The sequence below is a fragment of the Allobosea sp. GW822-FHT05A11 genome (assembly GCF_058800455.1).
Window position 1 is genome coordinate 187,782 of the sequence record NZ_JBXAMI010000005.1, and the last position, 18,497, is coordinate 206,278.

Sequence of the window (18,497 nt, forward strand, 5' to 3'; positions counted from 1 at the left end):
TCAGGCGCCGAGCAGGTCGATCAGCGGCGGGATCAATGGCTCGTCGGCCGGCGGCATGGCGAGATCGCGCAACTTGCCGGGGCGGACCCATTTCAGCGCCTGGCCTTCGCGGGACATGGCCGTACCCTCCCAGCGCCGGCAGATATAGAGCGGCATCAGCAGATGGAATTCGGGATAGGCATAGCTCGCGAAGGTCAGCGGTGCGAGGCAGTTCTCCTTCACGGTGATGCCGAGTTCCTCGGAGAGCTCGCGGATCAGGGCCGGTTCCGGCCGCTCGCCGGGCTCCAGCTTGCCGCCGGGAAACTCCCACAAGCCCGCCAGGGCCTTGCCTTCGGGCCGCTGGGTGACGAGCACACGGTTATCGGCATCGATCAGGGCGCAGGCGACGACGAGGAGCAGCTTCACGGGGAGACTCAGTTGCCGGAGAGGATGACCTGGACGGGCTCGGTTTCCTTGCCCGTCAGCGTGACGCTGTCATAGACCGAGCCGCCCTCGCGCGAAAAGGCGGCCTCGTCTCCCCAGATCACCTGCGTGGTGAGGAAGTAGGTTCCCGGCGCGACCTTCTCGAAGACGAAGCGGCCGTTGGACTCCGCCTTGGTCGTGCGGGTGTACCGCGCATAGGCCGGGTCGACCTCGTCGTCGCGCGGATAGGCGCTGTGAGGGATGTATTTCCGCTTGCCGTAGAGATTGGCGAAGCGCTCGCGCGTGAAAGCCGTGGCCGGGATCAGGCGGACGACTTCGCCGGCCGCATTGACCACTGCCCCGCTCGGCTTGGTGCGGAAGGCGTGGCCGGTGATGACGCCGTTACCCGGCTTGTTGATGAAGGCCGCTTCCTCTGCCGAAAAGGCCATCGTCGCCGGTTGGCGCGTGGCCTGGCAGCCTGCCATGACGGCGCCGGCCAGGGCGGCCGCCGCGAAAGTCCCGATCTTCATGACGTCCCCACCCTGCGTGGCGCCGTCGTGACGAGGAAGACGCCGGCCAGGATGATGCCGCCGCCGAGGACCTGCCGCAACTCCAGCGCCTCGTGCAGGACGACGACGCCGAGGATCACCGCCACGGTCGGGACGAGATAGCCGGTCATCGCCGCCCGGGTCGGGCCCGCGGCCCGGATCAGCCGCATGAACACCGTCACCGGAATGGCCGTGGCTACGACCCCGAGCATCAGCATCGCCGGCAGGTGGTTGCCGAGCGGCAGAAAGGCCGCCGGCCCGAGGATCGCGAGCGTCAGCGTCGTCGCGATCGCGCCGGAGAGCATCTGCTGGCCCAGCGCCAGCCGGGCCGGATCGCCGGTCGCGGAGGGAACCGTCCGGACATAGATGTTGGCGGATGCATAGCTCAGCGTCGCCCCGATCATCGCCAAGACGCTGAGCGCGGTGCCGCCGCCCTCGAACAGGCGCGGCCCGATCAGCAGAGCGACGCCGGCCATACCGAGCAGGATGCCGCCGAGCCGACGCCGGCTCAGCCTCTCCTCCGAGAAGGCAAAATGAGCGATGAGCGCGACGACGAGAGGTCCCGCCGCCTGGATCATCGCTGCCGGACCGCTGGCGAGCTGCGTCAGCGCATAGGCGACCAGTACGTTCGGCAGCCAGCCATTGGTGGTGCCGAGGAAGATCCAAGGCAGGATCTCCGCCTTGCGCGGCAGCGGATTGCGCCCGCGCCACAGGCTCCAGAGCGACAGCGAGACCGCGCCGAGGATGCCGCGGCTGGCTGCGATGGTGAGAGCCGAGACGTCCCCGCTCATCAGCTTGATGAACAGATAGCTCGACCCCCACAGCAGGGAGCAGGTCAGCAGGTTGAAGGCGATGAAGCCGCGCCCGGGCTCCTGAGCCGGCGCAGCCTCAGGAGCGGTAGTCGCCATTGATCTCGACATAGGCCTTGGTGAGGTCGCAGGTCCAGACCGTGGCCTTGCCGCGCCCGATGCCGAGATCGGCGGTGATGACGATATTGTCGCCCTTCATATACTCGGATACCGCGTGCTCATCATAAGAAGCAGCACGCGCGCCCTGCCTGGCCACGACGATATCGCCGAAGCCGATATCGAGCCTGTCGCGGTCGGCCGGTTCGCCGGCCTTGCCGACGGCCATGACGACGCGGCCCCAATTGGCGTCCTCGCCGGCGATGGCGGTCTTGACCAGCGGCGAATTGGCGATCGAGAGCGCGACGCGCTTGGCCGAGCGGGCCGAGGTCGCGCCGCTGACGCGCACCTCGACGAATTTCCGCGCACCTTCGCCGTCCTTGCAGACGAGATGAGAGAGTTCGAGCAGGATCGAATTCAGCGCGCGCTTGAAGCCGGAGAGCCTGTTGTCGTTGATCTCGGTGATCGCCGGCACGCCGCGCGCGGCCGCCTTGCCGGTGGCGAACAGCATCAGCGTGTCCGATGTCGAGGTATCGCTGTCGACGGTGACCGCGTTGAACGAGCCCTTCACGCCCTTGGAGAGCAGGGCCTGCAGCACGGGTGCGGCGATCGGCGCGTCGGTGAAGACGAAGGAGAGCATCGTCGCCATGTCCGGCGCGATCATCCCGGCGCCCTTGGCGATGCCGGCGATGACCACGTCCTTGCCGTCGATCTTGGCCTTGCGGGTCAGCGCCTTCGGGAAGGTGTCGGTGGTCATGATCGCGCGGGCGGCATCGATCCAGGGCCCGTCGGTGGCGCGCTTGGCGCAGTCGTCGAGCACGCCCTTGAATTTGGTCGCGTCGAGCGGCTCGCCGATCACGCCGGTGGAGGCGATGAAGACCTCTTCAGGCTTGCAGCCGGCGGCCTTGGCGGCGATCTCGGCGGTGAGCTTGACGGCATCACGGCCCCTCACGCCGGTGAAGGCGTTGGCGTTGCCGGAGTTGACGACGACGGCGCGTGCCGAGCCCTGTTTCAGGTTCTCGCGGCACCAGTCGACCGGGGCGGAGGGGCATTTCGAGCGGGTGAAGACGCCGGCGACCTGCGTGCCCTGGTCGAGCAGCGCGAACCAGACGTCCTGGCGACCCTTGTAGCGGATGCCGGCCTCGGCGGTGGCGAAGCGCACGCCCGGCACGGCTGGAACCTTGGGCTGGCGCTTCGGCGCGAGCGGGGAAACGGGGACATCCTTGCCGGCCATCGGGCTTCCTCCAAATGAGGAGGCTGATCTGCCGTAGAGATCGTCAGAAAACAAGAGCGGCAGGCGAATCAAATAGCAGTTGCAACCTTCTTATTAATATTGCAACTTTAAGTTGCATGAAGGGCATGCTTAGGGAGGCGACATGTCGGATACTTTGCTGACGCCCGAGATCGCACGAGTACAGAAGAAACTGGAGGAAGCCATCGGCCACGCCGTCGGCGTTCTCGGCAAAGAGAACAAGGACGTTCTGCCGAAGGGGTGCACCTGGCAATGCTGGGTCGAAATCGGGCCAGATGGCAGGCCCGTCGTCAAATGCGGCATCAAATGCGGCTGAATGCTTAAAGACCATGCCGGCCGCGTAGCGGCCGGCATGGGCAAATCAGTTCTTCTTCGGCTCGGCCGGCTTGGCGGCGTCCGGAGCAGGGGTCGCCGGCGCCGCCGGCTCGTCGAGGCGCTCGACCTTGGCCTTCTCGCGCATGGCGAGGACGAGATCCTGCTGGGCCTTGCGCTCGAGATACTGGTCGATCTGCGGCTTCACGGCGGCGAAATCCGGCAGCGGCTTGGAGCGCTTGTCCTCGAGCTTGATGACATGCCAGCCGAACTGGCTCTTCACCGGCTCGGAAATCTCGCCCTTCTTCAGCTTGAAGGCGGCTTCGGCGAATTCCGGCACCATGCGATCCTTGGTGAACCAGCCGAGATCGCCGCCCTCCTTGCCGGAGCCGGGATCCTTGGAAAGCTCGGCCGCGACCTTGGCGAAATCCTCGCCCTTCTTCAGCCGCTCGACCGCAGCCTTGGCCTGCGCCTCGTCCTCGACGAGGATGTGGCGGGCATGGGCCTCCTCCTCGGGGGTCATGGCCTTGGTGGTGTCGTCGAAGAGCTTCTTCGCGGCATCGGCCGTGACGGCCTTCTTGCCTTCGCGCGTCAGATACTCGTCGAGCAGCACCTTCTCGCGGTAATAGGCGAGGCGGGCGGCGAAATCCGGGGTATCCCCGATCTTGGCCTCGGCCGCGGCCCTGGCGCCGAGCTTGAGGTCGACGAGATAGTTCACGACCTCGTCGCGCTTGCGCTCCTCGGGGAGCTGGGCGAGGCGCTCGCCGAGATCCTCGGTGGCGAGCTGGACGTCCTTCTCGGTGATCGCGATGCCGTCGACCTTGGCGACGACCTTGTCCGCCTGGGCGAAGGCCGGTGCCGCCAGCAGCGTGAAACCGAGGACGGCGATGAAACGGGCTGAGTTCATGAATGACGGCCTTTCGTCGGAAACCCGAGACGCTTTGGCGGCTGCACTGCCCGATGAACGCGGCAAAGGCAAGGCGGTTCAAGCGATTGCGCCGGCCGATCACGCAGCTTTGCGCTGCCCCCGATGCCGCAGCGGCGGATGATCTGAAGTGCGGGCTCTTGGAAGCGGAGCGAAAAAACCCCACATCCGGAGCCGAATTCACTTGCCGTTTCGCTGCCAATAGGACGAAACGCACGCTGGACCCTGCCCGCGCTCGCGTCTAAACACGCGGTCGCAATTCGAGAATACCCGAGCTTTCGGTTCGCGCGCGACAACGCTACGCGCCGAGCGGAAGCTTGAAGCATCACCTGAAAGGCCCAACATGCTTGGCGCGCTCGCAAAGAAACTCTTCGGCTCGTCGAACGACCGCCGCGTCAAGGGCTACCAGCCCCGCGTCGCCGCGATCAACGCGCTCGAGACTGAGGTCGCCGCGCTGAGCGACGAGGCGCTCAAGGCGCGCACCGAGGAGTTCAAGCAGCAGATCGCCGCCGGCAAGAAGCTCGACGATCTGCTGGTGCCCGCCTTCGCCACGGTGCGCGAGGCAGCCAAGCGCGTGCTCGGCCAGCGGCCCTACGACGTCCAGCTCGTCGGCGGCATGGTGCTGCACGAGGGCGCCATCGCCGAGATGAAGACCGGCGAAGGCAAGACGCTGGTCGCGACCCTGCCGACCTATCTCAACGCGCTCGAAGGCAAGGGCGTCCACGTCGTCACCGTCAACGACTACCTCGCCCGGCGCGATGCCGAGTGGATGGCGAAGCTCTACAACTTCCTCGGCCTGACCGTTGGCATCATCGTGCACGGCCTCGATGACGAGGAGCGCCAGCGCGCCTATGCCTGCGACATCACCTACGGCACGAACAACGAGTTCGGCTTCGACTACCTGCGCGACAACATGAAATACGACGTCGCGCAGATGAGCCAGCGCGGCCACCATTTCGCGATCGTCGACGAGGTCGATTCGATCCTGGTCGACGAAGCCCGCACGCCGCTGATCATCTCCGGCCCGCTCGACGACAAGTCGGACCTCTATGTCTCGATCGACAAGGTCCTGCCGAGTCTCGTCCCGGCCGATTACGAGGTCGACGAGAAGCAGCGCACGGTGGCGCTGACCGAGGCCGGCAACGATCATATCGAGGAGCTGCTGCGCGAGGTCGGCATCCTGACCGAGGGCGATCTCTACGACGCGCATAACGTCACGCTGGTCCATCACGTCAACCAGGCGCTGCGCGCGCATTCGCTGTTCACACGCGACAAGGACTATATCGTCCGCAACGACGAGGTCGTGATCATCGACGAGTTCACCGGCCGCATGATGCCGGGCCGGCGCTATTCGGAAGGCCTGCACCAGGCGCTGGAAGCCAAGGAGCACGTCACCGTCCAGCCCGAGAACGCGACGCTGGCCTCGATCACCTTCCAGAACTATTTCCGCCTCTACGCCAAGCTCGCCGGCATGACCGGCACGGCGGCGACCGAGGCCGACGAATTCTTCCAGATCTACAAGCTCGAGGTCGTCGAGATCCCGACCAACGTCCCGATCTCCCGCAAGGACGAGGACGACGAGGTCTACCGCACCTTCGAGGAGAAGGTGCGCGGCGTCATCCGCGAGATCCAGGCCGCGCAGGCCAACGGCCAGCCGCTGCTGGTCGGCACGACCTCGATCGAGCGCTCGGAGCTGATCGCCGAGATGCTGGAGAAGGAGGGCTACAAGCTTCTCGACTTCACCGATCCGACGGCGCTGGAGCCGGTCTATGCCGCGGCTCGCGAAGGCAAGACGGTCAAGGCCTTCGCCGTGCTGAACGCCCGTTTCCACGAGCAGGAAGCCTATATCGTCGCGCAGGCCGGCGTGCCCGGCGCGATCACCATCGCCACCAACATGGCCGGCCGCGGCACCGACATCCAGCTCGGCGGCAATGCCGAGATGCGGATCTCCCATGATCTCGCCGGCCTGGAGGAAGGCCCGGAGCGCGACGCGAAGGCCGCCGCCATCCGCGCCGAGGTCGCCGAATTCAAGCAGCGCGTGCTCAAGTCGGGCGGGCTCTACATCGTCGGCACCGAGCGCCACGAGAGCCGGCGCATCGACAACCAGCTGCGCGGCCGCGCCGGCCGCCAGGGCGACCCCGGCCGCTCCAAGTTCTTCCTGTCGCTGCAGGACGACCTGATGCGCATCTTCGGTTCAGACCGGATGGACGGCATGCTGACCAAGCTCGGCCTCAAGGAAGACGAGGCGATCGTCCATCCCTGGATCAACAAGGCGGTCGAGAAGGCCCAGGGCAAGGTCGAGGCGCGCAACTTCGACATCCGCAAGAACATCCTGAAATACGACGACGTCATGAACGACCAGCGCAAGGTCGTGTTCGAGCAGCGCCGCGACTTCATGCGCCAGGCGAGCGTGCGCGAGACGATCGACGACATGCGCCATGGCGTCGTCGAGGATGTCGTCGCCCGCCATATCCCGGAGGAGGCCTATCCCGAGCAGTGGGACAGCGCCGGCCTCAAGCAGGAGGTGATCCAGCACCTCAACCTCGATCTCCCGATCGAGGACTGGACCAAGGAAGAGGGCATCGCCGACAGCGAGATCCGCGAGCGCATCCGCAAGCTCGCCGACGAGGATTATGCCGGCCGCATCGAGCGCAACACCGAAGAGGTCATGACCTATGTCGAGAAGCAGGTGCTGCTGCAGTCGCTCGACCATCTCTGGCGTGAGCATCTGGTCACGCTCGACCACCTGCGCCAGGTGATCGGCTGGCGTGGTCTTGCCCAGCGCGACCCGCTGCAGGAATACAAGCAGGAGGCCTTCGAGCTGTTCGACGGGCTGATCGGGCATCTGCGCCAGCAGGTCACCGGCCATCTCTCGCGCATCGAGGTGCGTTTCGACCAGCCCGAGGATCAGGCGCCGGGCCAGGTGCAGGACGGCGCCGGCTCGGGCTTCGGGGATTATAGTGGCGGTGGCGTGCAGTTTGCCGCGACGGATGCCGATGTCGCGGTGCTCGACCGCAACCCGGATGATCCCGAAAGCTGGGGCAAGGTCGGCCGCAACGAGCCCTGTCCCTGCGGCTCGGGCAAGAAGTTCAAGCACTGCCACGGCCAGTTCGCCTGAGGCATTACCGCCCTGATACCTCCTGATGCCCGGCCCCGCGCCGGGCATCGTCGTTTTGGGGTTCGCAACGAGGCGTCGAATGCCTCACCCGGTCGCAGATTCCGGTTTCTTCGCTATGCGAAGCCCGGAATGGCAATCGTCCTGCGCCGGATCGACGCACGGATTGTTAGGGTCATGTTTACGCCTCGGTAACACTCTTCTTTCCAATTGGGTCGCGATGAGAGGAGATGAGACCATGTTCAAGACAGCGCTTTCGGCCGCCTGCCTCGCCATTCTGGCGAGCACGGGCGTAGAGGCGGCGAGCCCGAAATCCTTGGGCCAGTTCGGCGACTGGAACGCAGCCACTTACGCGAAGGGCGATCTGGCGCGCTGCTTCATCATGAGCAAGCCTTCGTCCGAAGAGCCATCCAATTTGCGTCACGGCGACGTTTTCTTCTTCGTGCAGACCGGCGAAAAGGCTACCGATACGGAATCGAGCTTCCAGACGGGTTACGACTTCGCCCGCAATTCGGTGGTCACCGTCACGATCGGCGATGACAGCTTCCGCATGCTGACCGAGGGCAGCAATGCCTGGCTCGAACGGCTGGAGCGCGAGCCGGCGCTGCTCGCGGCGATGCGGGGCGGGAGCAGCATGACGCTCGAAGCGCGCTCGCTGCGCGGCAACGTCACCAGCTATACCTTCTCGCTTACGGGCGTGACCGCGGCCTCGCGCATGCTGGCGCGCTGCGATACCGACGCGACGCAGAGCTGACGCGAATTTCGACGGTGAGGCGCCATGGGCGTCTCACCGTTGCCGACGCGGCTTGCATCCGGCTGCCGCAACCGCCAGTTTGACGCCTGCATAGCAGGATGGCGCATCGGCGTCGCTGGGGGACGAGATGGAACTGTCGGGCTTCAACATCGCCGTGATCGTCATCGTGGCGCTGGTCATCCTGACGATCGCGCGCGGCGTCCGCACCGTTCCGCAAGGCTACAACTACACCGTCGAGCGTTTCGGGCGCTATTCGCGGACGCTGAGCGCGGGCCTCGGGCTGATCGTGCCCTATATCGATCGCATCGGCCACAAGGTGAATGTCATGGAGCAGGTGCTCGACATTCCCTCGCAGGAGGCGATCACCAAGGACAATGCCGGCGTGCGCATCGACGCGGCCGCCTTCTACCAGGTGCTCGACGCCGCCAAGGCCTGCTACGAGGTGTCGTCGCTCAACGACGCGCTGATGGTCCTGACCATGACCAATATCCGCACCGTCGTCGGCTCGATGGACCTCGACCAGTTGCTGTCGCATCGCGACGAGATCAACGAGCGGCTGCTGCGGGTGATGGATGCCGCCGCCTCGCCCTGGGGCGTCAAGGTCACGCGCATCGAGATCCGGGACATCCTGCCGCCGGCCGATATCGCCGGCGCGATGAACCGGCAGATGAAGGCCGAGCGCGAGAAGCGGGCGGCGATCCTCGAAGCGGAAGGCCTGCGCCAGGCCGAGATCCTCAAGGCCGAGGGTCAGAAGCAGTCGCAGATCCTCGCCGCCGAGGGCCGCAAGGAATCGGCGCTGCGCGACGCCGAGGCGCGCGAAAGGCTGGCGCAGGCCGAGGCAACCGCGACGGCCATGGTTTCGGAGGCGATCAGCAAGGGCGACATCCAGGCCGCCAACTTCCTGATCGCGGAGCGCTATACCGACGCGCTGAAATCGATCGCGTCGAGCCCTAACAGCAAGGTCGTGATCGTGCCGATCGAGGCCGCCTCGCTGGCTGGCACGGTCGGCGGCATCGCACAACTCACCAAGGCGGTGTTCGGCGAGGATGCGGCTGCGCAGCGCCGTAATGGAGCTGGCTCGGTGCCATCCTCCGGCCGTCCGGGCGCCTGACCGGAGGCTGCCATGCTCGACTGGTTCGTGAATCTGGGCGGCTGGAGCTGGGCCATTCTCGGGCTCGTGCTGGTCGGTGGAGAGATGCTGGCGCCCGGCATCTTCCTGATCTGGCTGGGTCTTGCCGCCCTTCTCACCGGCGTGATCGTCGGGCTGTTCGGCATCGGCTGGCAGGCGGCGATGCTGGCCTTCGCCGTGCTCGCCGCGGCAAGCGTGCTCGCGGGGCGCCTGCTGACGCGCCGGAAGGGCGAGGAGCCGGACGCGGCGACCGGGCTCAACGACCGCGGCCGCCAGCTGATCGGCCGGGTTTTCCGGCTTGAGGCCACGATGACCGGCGGCGAGGGACGGGTGCGCGTCGGCGATTCGTCCTGGCGGATCGTCGGTCCGGAATTGCTGGCGGGAACCGAGATCAAGGTGGTGCGGGTCGAGGGCTCGACGCTCGTCGTCGAGAAGGCTTGACGCGCGCCATGAGGTTTTTGCATCCGTCGCGACGTTTTTCGCGATAGCGTTGCGTCCAGGGCGTTGGCCTCTGACGCTGCGGGGACTATAGCAACCGCTCCTCCAAGAGCGTGCCGTCATGACCAGCCCCAGCGAACGCCTTTCCCTTCCGAAGGACCGCATCAAGGTCCTGCTGCTGGAAGGTATCAATGATTCCGCCGTCGAACTGCTGCAGCAGGCCGGCTACAGCAATCTGGAACGGCTGCCGAAGGCGCTCGACCGCGAGGGCCTGCTCAAGGCGATCCAGGGCGTCCACGTCCTCGGTATCCGCTCGCGCACCCAGCTCACGCCGGAGATCTTCGCCGGGGCCGACCGGCTCTTCGCCGTCGGCTGCTTCTCGGTGGGGACGAACCAGGTCCATCTCGACGCGGCGCGGCTGCGCGGCGTGCCGGTCTTCAATGCGCCCTTCTCGAACACGCGCAGCGTCGCCGAACTCACCATCGGCGAGATCGTCATGCTGTTGCGCCGGATCCCCGACCGCTCCCGCTCCGCCCATGACGGCGGCTGGGACAAGTCGGCCAACGGCTCCTTCGAGGTGCGCGGCAAGACGCTCGGCATCATCGGCTACGGCAATATCGGCAGCCAGCTTTCGACGCTGGCCGAGGCGATGGGCATGCGTGTGATCTATCATGATCACACCGACCGGCTGCGGCACGGCAACACCGAGCCGACGAAGAGCCTGAACGCCCTGCTCGGCGCTGCCGACATCGTCTCGCTGCACGTGCCGGAGACGCCGCAGACCGCGGGCATGATCGGCGCGGCGCAGGTCGCCAAGATGAAGAAGGGCGCCTATCTCATCAACAATTCGCGCGGCACCGTCGTCGATCTGGATGCGGTCGCGGCGGCGCTGAAGAGCGGCCATCTGGCAGGCGCTGCGGTCGACGTCTTCCCGGTCGAGCCAGCTTCCAATGCCGAGCGCTTCGTCACGCCATTGCAGGGGCTCTCCAACGTGATCCTGACGCCGCATATCGGCGGATCGACCGAGGAGGCGCAGGAGCGCATCGGCGCCGAGGTTGCGCGCAAGCTCGTCGATTATTCCGATGTCGGCTCGACGGTGGGCGCGGTCAATTTCCCGCAGGTCCAGTTGCCGGCCCGCGCCATCGGCACGCGCTTCATCCATGTCCAGCGCAACGTGCCGGGCATGCTGCGGCGGCTCAACGACGTCTTCGCCAGCCGGCAGGTCAACATCGCCGCCCAGAACTACCAGACCGACGGCGAGGTCGGCTATGTCGTAATGGAGGCGGACGGCGTCTCGAGCGCCGTGGCGCGGGACATCCTCAAGGATATCCGCGCGCTCGACGGCACGATTCGCGCCCGCCTGCTCCACCAGCGCGATTGAGCCTCAGGCCGGTTTCTTCGCCTTGGCGCCGGGCTTGATCGGCGTCTGGGCCGCGACGGGGTCGCTGGCCGGGAAGGTGTCCTTCAGCGCGCGATTGAGCTCGGCGTCCTTGCCGTGCTCGCGCGCGGCCCGGCGCTGCTCCTTCTGCTCCTTGCGCAGGCTTTCCTTGGCAGGATTGGCGGTGGCGGTCATGGTCGCTCCCTTCGGCATGGCTGGTTCCTGCGATCAACGCGGCAGGGCCGAGCCCGTTCCGCCAGAACGTCAGCGCAGGCGCGCCATGACGAAGCGGGCCGCCCTCTGGACCGGGCGACCCAGCCTTCCCATCTGGTGAAGCCCAAGCCTTCCCCGCCGGCCTCCTTCCGGCGCCAGCCAGCAGGGGCCGTCATGGTCGCGATCTCCGTCCTCGATCTCGTTCCCGTCGTCGAAGGGGAGGGGCCGCGCGAGGCGCTCAAGAAATCCATCGACCTGATCCGCCATGCCGAGCGGCTCGGCTACACCCGCTACTGGGTGGCCGAGCATCACAACATGGTCGGCATCGCCAGCGCCGCGACCTCGGTCGTCATCGGCCAGCTCGCGGCGGCGACCAGCACGATCCGGGTGGGCGCCGGCGGCATCATGCTGCCGAACCATTCTCCGCTCGTCATCGCCGAGCAGTTCGGCACGCTGGAAGCTCTGTTTCCGGGGCGCATCGATCTCGGCCTCGGCCGCGCGCCGGGCACCGACCAGCTCACGCTCCGGGCGCTGCGCCGCAGCCCGATGTCATCGGACAGCTTCCCGCAGGATGTGCTCGAATTGCAGGCGCTGTTCGCGCCGGCCGGACCGAACCAGGCGATCCGCGCCGTGCCGGGCGAAGGGCTCGAGGTTCCGCTCTGGATTCTCGGATCGAGCCTGTTCGGGGCGCAGCTCGCCGCCGAGCTCGGGCTGCCCTACAGCTTCGCCTCGCATTTCGCACCGGATGCGCTGATGCAGGCGCTCGCGGTCTATCGCGAGCGTTTCAAGCCGTCCGAGCAGCTCGCGACGCCCCATGCGATGCCGGGCATCAATGTCGTGGCGGCGGAGACGGACGAGGAGGCACGCCATCTCGCGACCTCGCTGCAGCAGCGCTTCGTCGGCATGGTCCGGGGTGCGCGCGGCAAGCTCCAGCCGCCGATCAAGGATATCGAACAGTACTGGTCGCCGGCCGAGAAGGCGCATGTCTCCGGGATGCTGCGCTATGCCTTCATCGGCTCGCCGGAAACGCTGAAGCGTTCGCTCGGGGCCTTCGTGCGCCAGGCTGGAGCCGATGAGATCATGATCACGGCGCCGATCTTCGATCACGAGAAGCGCAAGCGCTCCTATGAGCTCGTCGCGGAGATTGCAGCCGACCTGAAGAGATAGCGGGGACTGCTGCCCACCAACTGCGTGAGGGAGTGGAACGGTCGGCAGCAAGGGAGTCTATTACTATTGAAACTCATTTGCATGATTAATGCAAATGAGAATGATTTTCTTCTTGTCGGTTTTGCAATTGGCGGTCGGCATTGCTATGGCAAGGCATGAGCGAAACCGACCGGCGCATTGCCGTTTTCGAGAGCCAGTTGAAGGGGGCCGGGCTGCGCATGACGCAGCAGCGGCGGCTGATCCTGCGCGTGCTGGCGGAAGCCGACGACCATCCCGATGCGAAGGGGATATTCACCCGCGCTTTCGCGCATGACCCGACCCTGTCGCTCTCGACCGTCTATCGGACGATGAAGGTGCTGGAATCGCAGGGCGCGATCGAGCGCCATGCCTTCGAGGACGGCATCTCACGCTACGAGCATGCCGACCAGGAGCATCACGACCACCTGATCGATGTCGATTCGGGCGAGGTGATCGAGTTCTCCTCGGATGCGATCGAGGAATTGCAGCGGCGGATCGCGGCCGAGCTCGGCTATGAGCTCGTGCGCCATCGGCTGGAGCTCTACGGACGCAAGAAGCAGCCGGCCCGCCGAGGCGGCCGCAAGGCTTCTTGATCCGTCGGCTCAGCCGTCGACGACGTCGTTATATTCGGGGTGCTTCGCGATCCAGCCCTTGAGGAATTCGCAGCGGACCACGGCCTTGCGCTTGCTCGCCCGCAGCAGTTCGAAGACGCCTTTCGCCAGCTTCGAGCCGACACCCTGCCCGGCGAACTGCTCGGGCACTTCGGTGTGGATCAGCACAAGCCGCTCGCCGTCGCGGCGATAGGCGACGAGCGCGGTGCCGCCGTCGAGCGATAGTTCAAAGCGGTTCTGTTCAACGTTCTCGACGACGTCCATCAGTTGGTTCCTTCAGGCTATCCCAGTTCAGCTAACCCTGCGCTTCGGCGCGCCAGGGATAGCTCCAGGTTTCGGTGAGCGCCTTGCCACCGCTGCGCAGGAAGGCGCGCATCTCGGCGAGCTGGCCGGGCTCGACCACGACGTCGATGAAGGCGCGGAAGCCCTCGGTCTTGCGGTTCGGCACGATGAAGGCGCGGTCGATCCGGCCATAGGCGATCGAGGGCACAATCTCGACCTTCTCGGGCTGCTTGAGATGGTAGTCGAGATCGCCGCCGGCGAAGTCGATGATGAAGCGGCGCGAGCCGTCGGTGACCGGCTCGCCGGAGCCCAGCGCCTTGGGCTTGGCCTGGTAGGTGTTGACGACACGCCCGCCCGGATGCAGGTCGCTGGAATCGAGCATCGAGATCAGCTTGTAGCCGAAGGAGAACTCCTTGCAGGGCTCCAGCGGCGTCTTCGGCGCCCAGAGCGCGACGATATTGTCGTTGGTCTCGTCGGTCGTCGGCATCTCGATCAGTTCGACGACGCCCTCGCCCCAGTCGCCCTGAGGCTCGATCCAGTAGGACGGCCTCAACTCATAGGAGAGGTCGAGGTCCTGGTAGTGCTCGAAGGTGCGGTCGCGCTGCATCAGGCCGAAGCCGCGCAGGTTGCGCTCGACGAAGGAGGAGACGGCCTGCTGCTTCGGGTTGCGCAGCGGGCGCCAGATCCATTCGCCGCTGCTGGAATGGATCATCAGCCCGTCTGAATCGTGCAGCTCGCTGCGGAAATCGTCGAAGAAACGGCGGTCGTTCTCGCCGGTGAAGAACATCGAGGTCAGCGGCGCGAGGCCGAGCTTCTCGATGGGCGCGCGCGGATAGAGGGTCGCCGCGACCTCCATGACGGTATCGAGATCGGGATAGATGGTGAAGCGATAGGCGCCGGTCACGGCCGGCGAATCGAGCAGGGTATGGATGATGATGCGCTCGGCATTGGCTGCCGGCTGCTCGATCCAGAACTCGCGAAAAACCGGGAATTCCTCGGCTGTCGTGCCGGCGCCGATCGCCAGGCCGCGCGCCGAGAGGCCGTAACGCTGGCCGCGGCCGAGCACCCGGAAATAGCTCGCGCCGATGAAGGAGATCAGCTCGTCGAAGACGCGGGGATCGTTGAGCGGATAATGCAGGCGGAAGCCGGCGAAGCCGAGATTGACCGGCAGCGGCTTGTCGAACTTGACCCGGCCGTAGTCGAACAGGTTTGCCGCATAGGGCACCGGCATCGGCACGCCGTCGCGCACGACGTTGACCGTGACCGGCCGGGTGAAGAGGAAGCCCGGATGGAACATCTGCATGCGGAAGGGCGAGCCGTTCTGCGCCAGCAGGGCCCGTTCCGGCCGGAAGCGGATGTCGCGCCAGGAATCGTAGTCGAGCTTGGCGAGCGCCTCCGGCAGCGGCGCGATCGGCTCGTAGGGAACGGCGGCGACCTCGCGGGCACGGCGCTGCACGTCCTCGAAGCCGAAGCGGGGCTGCGGCGCGGCGTTCTGCGGAGCCGGCGGTGGCTGCGGGCCCTGCTGCTGAGGCTGGGGCTGCTGGGCCATGAGGACGGAGGGCGCCACCGAGAGGCAGAGCGCGGCTGAAAGTCCGCCCAGGACGCGGCGGCGATCTGTCGTGGTCATAAGTGGTCCGTGTTCCCTCGCGCGGCTCGCGAAACATCTGCGGCAGCCGAGACTTAAGGCCATCAAATGGGGCCGGTCTAGGGCATCCGCCATTGACAGGAGATGAACATCCCGCAACCTTTGCGGCCGGCCGGATGCGGCCAGCCGCTCGCGCCCCGAAAGGGCTAGGTGAACGCATCCAGATGAGGCCCATCCTGATCCCGATCGACTCGTGGACGGATATCGGCAAGGCGAGCCCCGATCACGACCGTCCGCAGCGAGAAGGATCACGACGATGCGTAGCTTTCGCGATGCGAAGCTGATGGCCAGGAGCCTGCGCGACACCATGGCCGCCCGGCAGGTGCCGCTTTCCCACGCCGAGACCCTCGAGATCGTGGCGCGCCAGTTCGGCTATGACGATTGGAACGTGCTCGCGGCGAAGATCGGCGAGGGCGCGCCCGCAGCACCGCCAGAGAAGCCGGCGGAGGCGGTTCGCCTCCAGATGGGGATTCCGATCCTCCGGATCTTCGACGAGGCCAAGGCGAAGGAGTTCTATCTCGGCTTCCTCGGCTTCGCGATGGACTGGGACCACCGCTTCGGGCCGAACATGCCGCTCTATATGCAGGTGTCGCGCTCCGGCCTGCAGCTCCATCTCTCCGAACATCATGGCGATGCCAGCCCGGGCTCGACCGTCTTCGTCTGGATGGAGGGCGTCGATGCCTATCGCGCCGAGCTGATCGGGAAGCGCTACACCTACTCCAAACCCGGCATCCAGGAGGAGGGACCGGGTGGCCGGACGCTCGAAGTGCCCGACCCGTTCGGCAACAGAATCCGCTTCTGCGAGAAGCGCGACTAACTCATAGCCGGCGAAGGGCTTTTTCCGGTTAACCCGTCCCCGAATGGACGCGGATCGGCCTTGCAAAAAAATGCGGCTCCGGGCCCACAAAACACTTGTGGTCCGGGGCAAGCGTCCGTATATCGCGTTCACCCAATTCGCACGTGCCTGTGGCCGCGTGCTGGTCGGTGGGCATCCGGACAAGAGGCCGGACAGCCGCCAGGGGTTGGAGGACGGATGGAGGGGATGGACATCCCTCAAATCACGCCTCCCAGTCTCCGCAAGGAGATTGTTCCCCGACACAGACCGGCAGCCGGAGGCAAAACCGGCGAACCCCGAATCTCCACGGGGGACGCAGCTTAAAGCAACGACGGAGCGGGCTTTTTTGGTCTCGCCGGCTTTCCACAGGCCGGCACCGAAGAGGCTTGTCCTTCATTGCCGGCCGTGCGGGGTCTTCCCCAATCGAACGGTGTTTCGGGTCCGGACGGCTCGTCCGTTGTAGCAGGCGTCTCCACAGCGCCGCGCGACAGCGACGATTCACTCCGGCGATACATCGCATCGACGCCGCTTGCGTCGTAGGGGAGTCGCGTCTCATGACCGACCGCATCCGTGAATTCCTGCGTACCCGCCGTGAGGACGGGCCCTGCGTCGTCATCGACACCGATGTCGTGCGCGAGAACTATCATGCCTTCGCCCGTGCGCTGCCCGACACCCGCGTCTTCTACGCGGTGAAGGCCAACCCGGCGCCGGAAGTGCTCGCGCTGCTGGCCCGCCTCGGCTCCTGCTTCGACTGCGCCTCGGTCGTCGAGATCGAGCTCGCGCTCGCCGCCGGCGCCACGGCTGACCGCATCTCCTTCGGCAACACGATCAAGAAGGAGCGCGACGTCGTGCGCGCCATGGAGCTCGGCGTGCGCCTGTTCGCCGTCGACTGCACGGCCGAGGTCGAGAAGGTCGCCCGTTCCGCCGAGAAGACCGGCACCAAGGACGCGCGCATCTTCTGCCGCATCCTCTGCGACGGTGCCGGCGCCGACTGGCCGCTCTCGCGCAAGTTCGGCTGCGTGCCCGAAATGGCCGCGGACGTGCTCGAGCACGGCCATCGCATGGGCCTCCTGGCCTATGGCATCTCGTTCCATGTCGGCTCGCAGCAGGCGAACGTGAACGCCTGGGATTCCGCCCTGGCCTCGGCCTCGGCAATCTTCAAGGAATGCGCCACCCGCGGCATTGGCCTGTCGATGGTCAATCTCGGCGGCGGTTTCCCGGCGCGCTACCTGAAGCCGATTCCGGGCGTGCCGTCCTATGGCGACGCGATCTTCCGGGCGCTGTCGAAGCATTTCGGCAACCAGCTGCCCGAGACGATCATCGAGCCGGGCCGCGGCATGGTCGGCGAAGCCGGCCTGATCGAGGCCGAGGTCGTGCTGATCTCGAAGAAGGCCGAGTCGGATGAAGTCCGCTGGGTTTATCTCGATATCGGCAAGTTCAACGGTCTCGCCGAGACCATGGACGAGGCGATCCGCTACCCCATCCGCACCGTGCGCGATGGTGATGCGACCGTCCCGTGCGTGCTCGCCGGCCCGACCTGCGACTCGGTCGACGTCATGTACGAGAGGACCCCGTACATGCTGCCCTTCTCGCTGGAGATCGGCGACAAGGTGCTGATCGAGGGCACGGGCGCCTATACGACGACCTATTCGGCCGTCGCCTTCAACGGCTTCCCGCCGCTGAAGCAGTACGTCATCTGACGTCGGAGGGAACGCGAGTTCCCTCCTGATCCAATCGGGTCCGGCGAAGCGCCCTGCCGCAAGGCAGGCTGTCCGACGCTAAGTCGGGTGGAGCGTTCGTATCTCCAGAACGGAGGTGCGGGCGTGGCTCCCGCCGGACCCCTCTTCCCCACATCGTTCCATTGTGGCTGCGCGCAAGCGTGGCGCCGGGTAGGTCCATGAGGATGGGCGCTCCGGCCGGAGGTGCGTCATGATCACGATCCGCGACGAGGTCGCCAACGACATTCCCGCCCGCGAGGCGCTGCTCGACCGTTGCTTGGGCGAGCGCCGCACCGCCAAGTCGAGCGAACGCCTGCGCGAGGGCCGTTTGCCGGCGCAGGGCCTGGCCCTGACGGCCGAGCATGACGGCGAACTGCTCGCGACGGTCCGCCTTTGGCACGTGGAAGCCAATGGCGTGCCGGCGCTGCTGCTCGGCCCGCTCGCGGTGAAGCCGGAGCTGCAGGGCGAAGGGCTCGGCAAGGCGATGATGCGCGAGGCGCTCTGGCGCGCGGCCTGCCGTGGGCATGGCGCCGTCATCCTCGTCGGCGACGCGCCCTATTACGCCCGCTTCGGCTTCGACCCGGCGCTGACACGTGAGCTTGCCATGCCCGGCCCGGTCGAGCGCGAGCGCTTCCTGGCGATCGAACTGCGCGAGGGCGCACTCGATGGGGCAAGCGGTGTGCTGGTTGCGAGCGGCGTTGCCATCCCCGCAGCCTTCGAAGCGAACGAGGTGGCGCGGGCCGCCTGACCCTTCCGACCCATCGTCATCGCGCCGTCATCGCCCGGCGCTTTCCATGCGTTTCACCCGCATGGGAGGCGTCCCCGGCGATTGACGGCGCGATTTTGCGCC

General features: G+C 66.3%; 18 protein-coding genes and 2 pseudogenes. 12 read left to right on the top strand and 8 right to left on the bottom strand.

Annotation, left to right across the window (positions count from 1 at the left end):
• Genes mutT through argJ form a run of 4 tightly spaced genes read right to left on the bottom strand, consistent with a single transcriptional unit; the run spans position 1 to position 3,089 of the window.
• Positions 1-417, bottom strand: coding sequence for an 8-oxo-dGTP diphosphatase MutT (gene mutT / locus AC1RLU_RS17870; RefSeq protein WP_492797660.1), 417 nt, complete (start codon positions 415-417; stop codon positions 1-3).
• Positions 414-932 carry a peptidase associated/transthyretin-like domain-containing protein gene (locus tag AC1RLU_RS17875; protein WP_492797196.1) on the bottom strand — a complete coding sequence of 173 codons (519 nt, stop codon included), beginning with the start codon at positions 930-932 and terminating at the stop codon, positions 414-416. The genes mutT and AC1RLU_RS17875 overlap by 4 nt, the downstream gene beginning before the upstream one ends.
• Positions 929-1,858, bottom strand: coding sequence for a DMT family transporter (locus AC1RLU_RS17880; protein WP_162766121.1), 930 nt, complete (start codon positions 1,856-1,858; stop codon positions 929-931). The genes AC1RLU_RS17875 and AC1RLU_RS17880 overlap by 4 nt, the downstream gene beginning before the upstream one ends.
• A complete protein-coding gene (gene argJ / locus AC1RLU_RS17885; RefSeq protein ID WP_492797198.1) occupies positions 1,839-3,089 on the bottom strand; it encodes a bifunctional glutamate N-acetyltransferase/amino-acid acetyltransferase ArgJ in 1,251 nt (416 codons plus the stop codon). Before argJ ends, AC1RLU_RS17880 begins: the two co-directional genes overlap by 20 nt.
• Before the next feature lie 142 nt (positions 3,090-3,231).
• On the opposite strand from argJ, the gene AC1RLU_RS17890 reads away from it, so the two are divergent.
• Positions 3,232-3,423 carry a hypothetical protein gene (locus AC1RLU_RS17890; protein WP_061965871.1) on the top strand — a complete coding sequence of 64 codons (192 nt, stop codon included), beginning with the start codon at positions 3,232-3,234 and terminating at the stop codon, positions 3,421-3,423.
• Positions 3,424-3,468: 45 nt separating this feature from the next.
• Here AC1RLU_RS17890 and AC1RLU_RS17895 read toward each other — a convergent pair whose 3' ends face one another.
• Positions 3,469-4,326, bottom strand: a complete 858-nt coding sequence (locus AC1RLU_RS17895; protein ID WP_492797201.1) for a peptidylprolyl isomerase — start codon at positions 4,324-4,326, stop codon at positions 3,469-3,471.
• Between the two features lie 361 nt (positions 4,327-4,687).
• Between AC1RLU_RS17895 and secA the strand changes: the two are divergent.
• The 6 genes and pseudogenes from secA to serA form a co-directional block, all read left to right on the top strand.
• A pseudogene (gene secA / locus AC1RLU_RS17900) lies at positions 4,688-7,232 on the top strand (preprotein translocase subunit SecA); the annotation flags it as partial.
• A 62-nt stretch (positions 7,233-7,294) separates the two neighbouring features.
• Positions 7,295-7,462, top strand: a pseudogene (locus AC1RLU_RS17905) (SEC-C metal-binding domain-containing protein); the annotation flags it as partial.
• Positions 7,463-7,697: 235 nt separating this feature from the next.
• The gene (locus tag AC1RLU_RS17910; RefSeq protein WP_492797203.1) at positions 7,698-8,213 is read left to right on the top strand and encodes an invasion associated locus B family protein; all 516 of its coding nucleotides are present in this window, start codon (positions 7,698-7,700) and stop codon (positions 8,211-8,213) included.
• 127 nt (positions 8,214-8,340) lie between these two features.
• Positions 8,341-9,324 carry an SPFH domain-containing protein gene (locus AC1RLU_RS17915; protein ID WP_492797205.1) on the top strand — a complete coding sequence of 328 codons (984 nt, stop codon included), beginning with the start codon at positions 8,341-8,343 and terminating at the stop codon, positions 9,322-9,324.
• Positions 9,325-9,336: 12 nt separating this feature from the next.
• Positions 9,337-9,783, top strand: coding sequence for an NfeD family protein (locus tag AC1RLU_RS17920; RefSeq protein ID WP_061965881.1), 447 nt, complete (start codon positions 9,337-9,339; stop codon positions 9,781-9,783).
• 118 nt (positions 9,784-9,901) lie between these two features.
• Positions 9,902-11,161 carry a phosphoglycerate dehydrogenase gene (gene serA, locus AC1RLU_RS17925; protein WP_061965883.1) on the top strand — a complete coding sequence of 420 codons (1,260 nt, stop codon included), beginning with the start codon at positions 9,902-9,904 and terminating at the stop codon, positions 11,159-11,161.
• Positions 11,162-11,164: 3 nt separating this feature from the next.
• Here serA and AC1RLU_RS17930 read toward each other — a convergent pair whose 3' ends face one another.
• Positions 11,165-11,371: a hypothetical protein gene (locus tag AC1RLU_RS17930; RefSeq protein ID WP_091861670.1), complete on the bottom strand. Its 207-nt coding sequence runs from the start codon at positions 11,369-11,371 to the stop codon at positions 11,165-11,167.
• A 174-nt stretch (positions 11,372-11,545) separates the two neighbouring features.
• On the opposite strand from AC1RLU_RS17930, the gene AC1RLU_RS17935 reads away from it, so the two are divergent.
• Positions 11,546-12,538: an LLM class flavin-dependent oxidoreductase gene (locus AC1RLU_RS17935; protein WP_492797208.1), complete on the top strand. Its 993-nt coding sequence runs from the start codon at positions 11,546-11,548 to the stop codon at positions 12,536-12,538.
• A gap of 155 nt (positions 12,539-12,693) precedes the next feature.
• On the top strand, positions 12,694-13,149 hold the full coding sequence (locus AC1RLU_RS17940) for a Fur family transcriptional regulator (RefSeq protein ID WP_142114032.1): 456 nt from the start codon (positions 12,694-12,696) through the stop codon (positions 13,147-13,149).
• A gap of 9 nt (positions 13,150-13,158) precedes the next feature.
• Here AC1RLU_RS17940 and AC1RLU_RS17945 read toward each other — a convergent pair whose 3' ends face one another.
• Both AC1RLU_RS17945 and AC1RLU_RS17950 read right to left on the bottom strand, forming a co-directional pair.
• Positions 13,159-13,431: a GNAT family N-acetyltransferase gene (locus AC1RLU_RS17945; RefSeq protein WP_091861659.1), complete on the bottom strand. Its 273-nt coding sequence runs from the start codon at positions 13,429-13,431 to the stop codon at positions 13,159-13,161.
• Positions 13,432-13,462: 31 nt separating this feature from the next.
• Positions 13,463-15,076: an OpgD/OpgG family glucan biosynthesis protein gene (locus tag AC1RLU_RS17950; RefSeq protein WP_492797209.1), complete on the bottom strand. Its 1,614-nt coding sequence runs from the start codon at positions 15,074-15,076 to the stop codon at positions 13,463-13,465.
• Between the two features lie 274 nt (positions 15,077-15,350).
• On the opposite strand from AC1RLU_RS17950, the gene AC1RLU_RS17955 reads away from it, so the two are divergent.
• The 3 genes from AC1RLU_RS17955 (at position 15,351) to AC1RLU_RS17965 (ending at position 18,395) form a co-directional block, all read left to right on the top strand.
• Complete coding sequence (locus tag AC1RLU_RS17955) at positions 15,351-15,911, top strand: glyoxalase superfamily protein (RefSeq protein WP_492797210.1); 561 nt, start codon at positions 15,351-15,353, stop codon at positions 15,909-15,911.
• A gap of 572 nt (positions 15,912-16,483) precedes the next feature.
• On the top strand, positions 16,484-17,629 hold the full coding sequence (locus tag AC1RLU_RS17960) for a type III PLP-dependent enzyme (protein WP_492797212.1): 1,146 nt from the start codon (positions 16,484-16,486) through the stop codon (positions 17,627-17,629).
• A gap of 229 nt (positions 17,630-17,858) precedes the next feature.
• Positions 17,859-18,395 carry a GNAT family N-acetyltransferase gene (locus tag AC1RLU_RS17965; protein ID WP_492797214.1) on the top strand — a complete coding sequence of 179 codons (537 nt, stop codon included), beginning with the start codon at positions 17,859-17,861 and terminating at the stop codon, positions 18,393-18,395.
• The last annotated feature ends 102 nt before the right edge of the window (positions 18,396-18,497 follow it).

Bases quoted from the DNA above. Each gene is read 5' to 3' on its own strand.
- AC1RLU_RS17875 (WP_492797196.1), bottom strand. From the start codon at position 932: ATGAAGATCGGGACTTTCGCGGCGGCCGCCCTGGCCGGCGCCGTCATG.
- AC1RLU_RS17880 (WP_162766121.1), bottom strand. From the start codon at position 1,858: ATGGCGACTACCGCTCCTGAGGCTGCGCCGGCTCAGGAGCCCGGGCGC.
- argJ (WP_492797198.1), bottom strand. From the start codon at position 3,089: ATGGCCGGCAAGGATGTCCCCGTTTCCCCGCTCGCGCCGAAGCGCCAG.
- AC1RLU_RS17890 (WP_061965871.1), top strand. From the start codon at position 3,232: ATGTCGGATACTTTGCTGACGCCCGAGATCGCACGAGTACAGAAGAAA.
- AC1RLU_RS17895 (WP_492797201.1), bottom strand. From the start codon at position 4,326: ATGAACTCAGCCCGTTTCATCGCCGTCCTCGGTTTCACGCTGCTGGCG.
- AC1RLU_RS17910 (WP_492797203.1), top strand. From the start codon at position 7,698: ATGTTCAAGACAGCGCTTTCGGCCGCCTGCCTCGCCATTCTGGCGAGC.
- AC1RLU_RS17915 (WP_492797205.1), top strand. From the start codon at position 8,341: ATGGAACTGTCGGGCTTCAACATCGCCGTGATCGTCATCGTGGCGCTG.
- AC1RLU_RS17920 (WP_061965881.1), top strand. From the start codon at position 9,337: ATGCTCGACTGGTTCGTGAATCTGGGCGGCTGGAGCTGGGCCATTCTC.
- serA (WP_061965883.1), top strand. From the start codon at position 9,902: ATGACCAGCCCCAGCGAACGCCTTTCCCTTCCGAAGGACCGCATCAAG.
- AC1RLU_RS17930 (WP_091861670.1), bottom strand. From the start codon at position 11,371: ATGCCGAAGGGAGCGACCATGACCGCCACCGCCAATCCTGCCAAGGAA.
- AC1RLU_RS17935 (WP_492797208.1), top strand. From the start codon at position 11,546: ATGGTCGCGATCTCCGTCCTCGATCTCGTTCCCGTCGTCGAAGGGGAG.
- AC1RLU_RS17940 (WP_142114032.1), top strand. From the start codon at position 12,694: ATGAGCGAAACCGACCGGCGCATTGCCGTTTTCGAGAGCCAGTTGAAG.
- AC1RLU_RS17945 (WP_091861659.1), bottom strand. From the start codon at position 13,431: ATGGACGTCGTCGAGAACGTTGAACAGAACCGCTTTGAACTATCGCTC.
- AC1RLU_RS17950 (WP_492797209.1), bottom strand. From the start codon at position 15,076: ATGACCACGACAGATCGCCGCCGCGTCCTGGGCGGACTTTCAGCCGCG.
- AC1RLU_RS17955 (WP_492797210.1), top strand. From the start codon at position 15,351: ATGCGTAGCTTTCGCGATGCGAAGCTGATGGCCAGGAGCCTGCGCGAC.
- AC1RLU_RS17960 (WP_492797212.1), top strand. From the start codon at position 16,484: ATGACCGACCGCATCCGTGAATTCCTGCGTACCCGCCGTGAGGACGGG.
- AC1RLU_RS17965 (WP_492797214.1), top strand. From the start codon at position 17,859: ATGATCACGATCCGCGACGAGGTCGCCAACGACATTCCCGCCCGCGAG.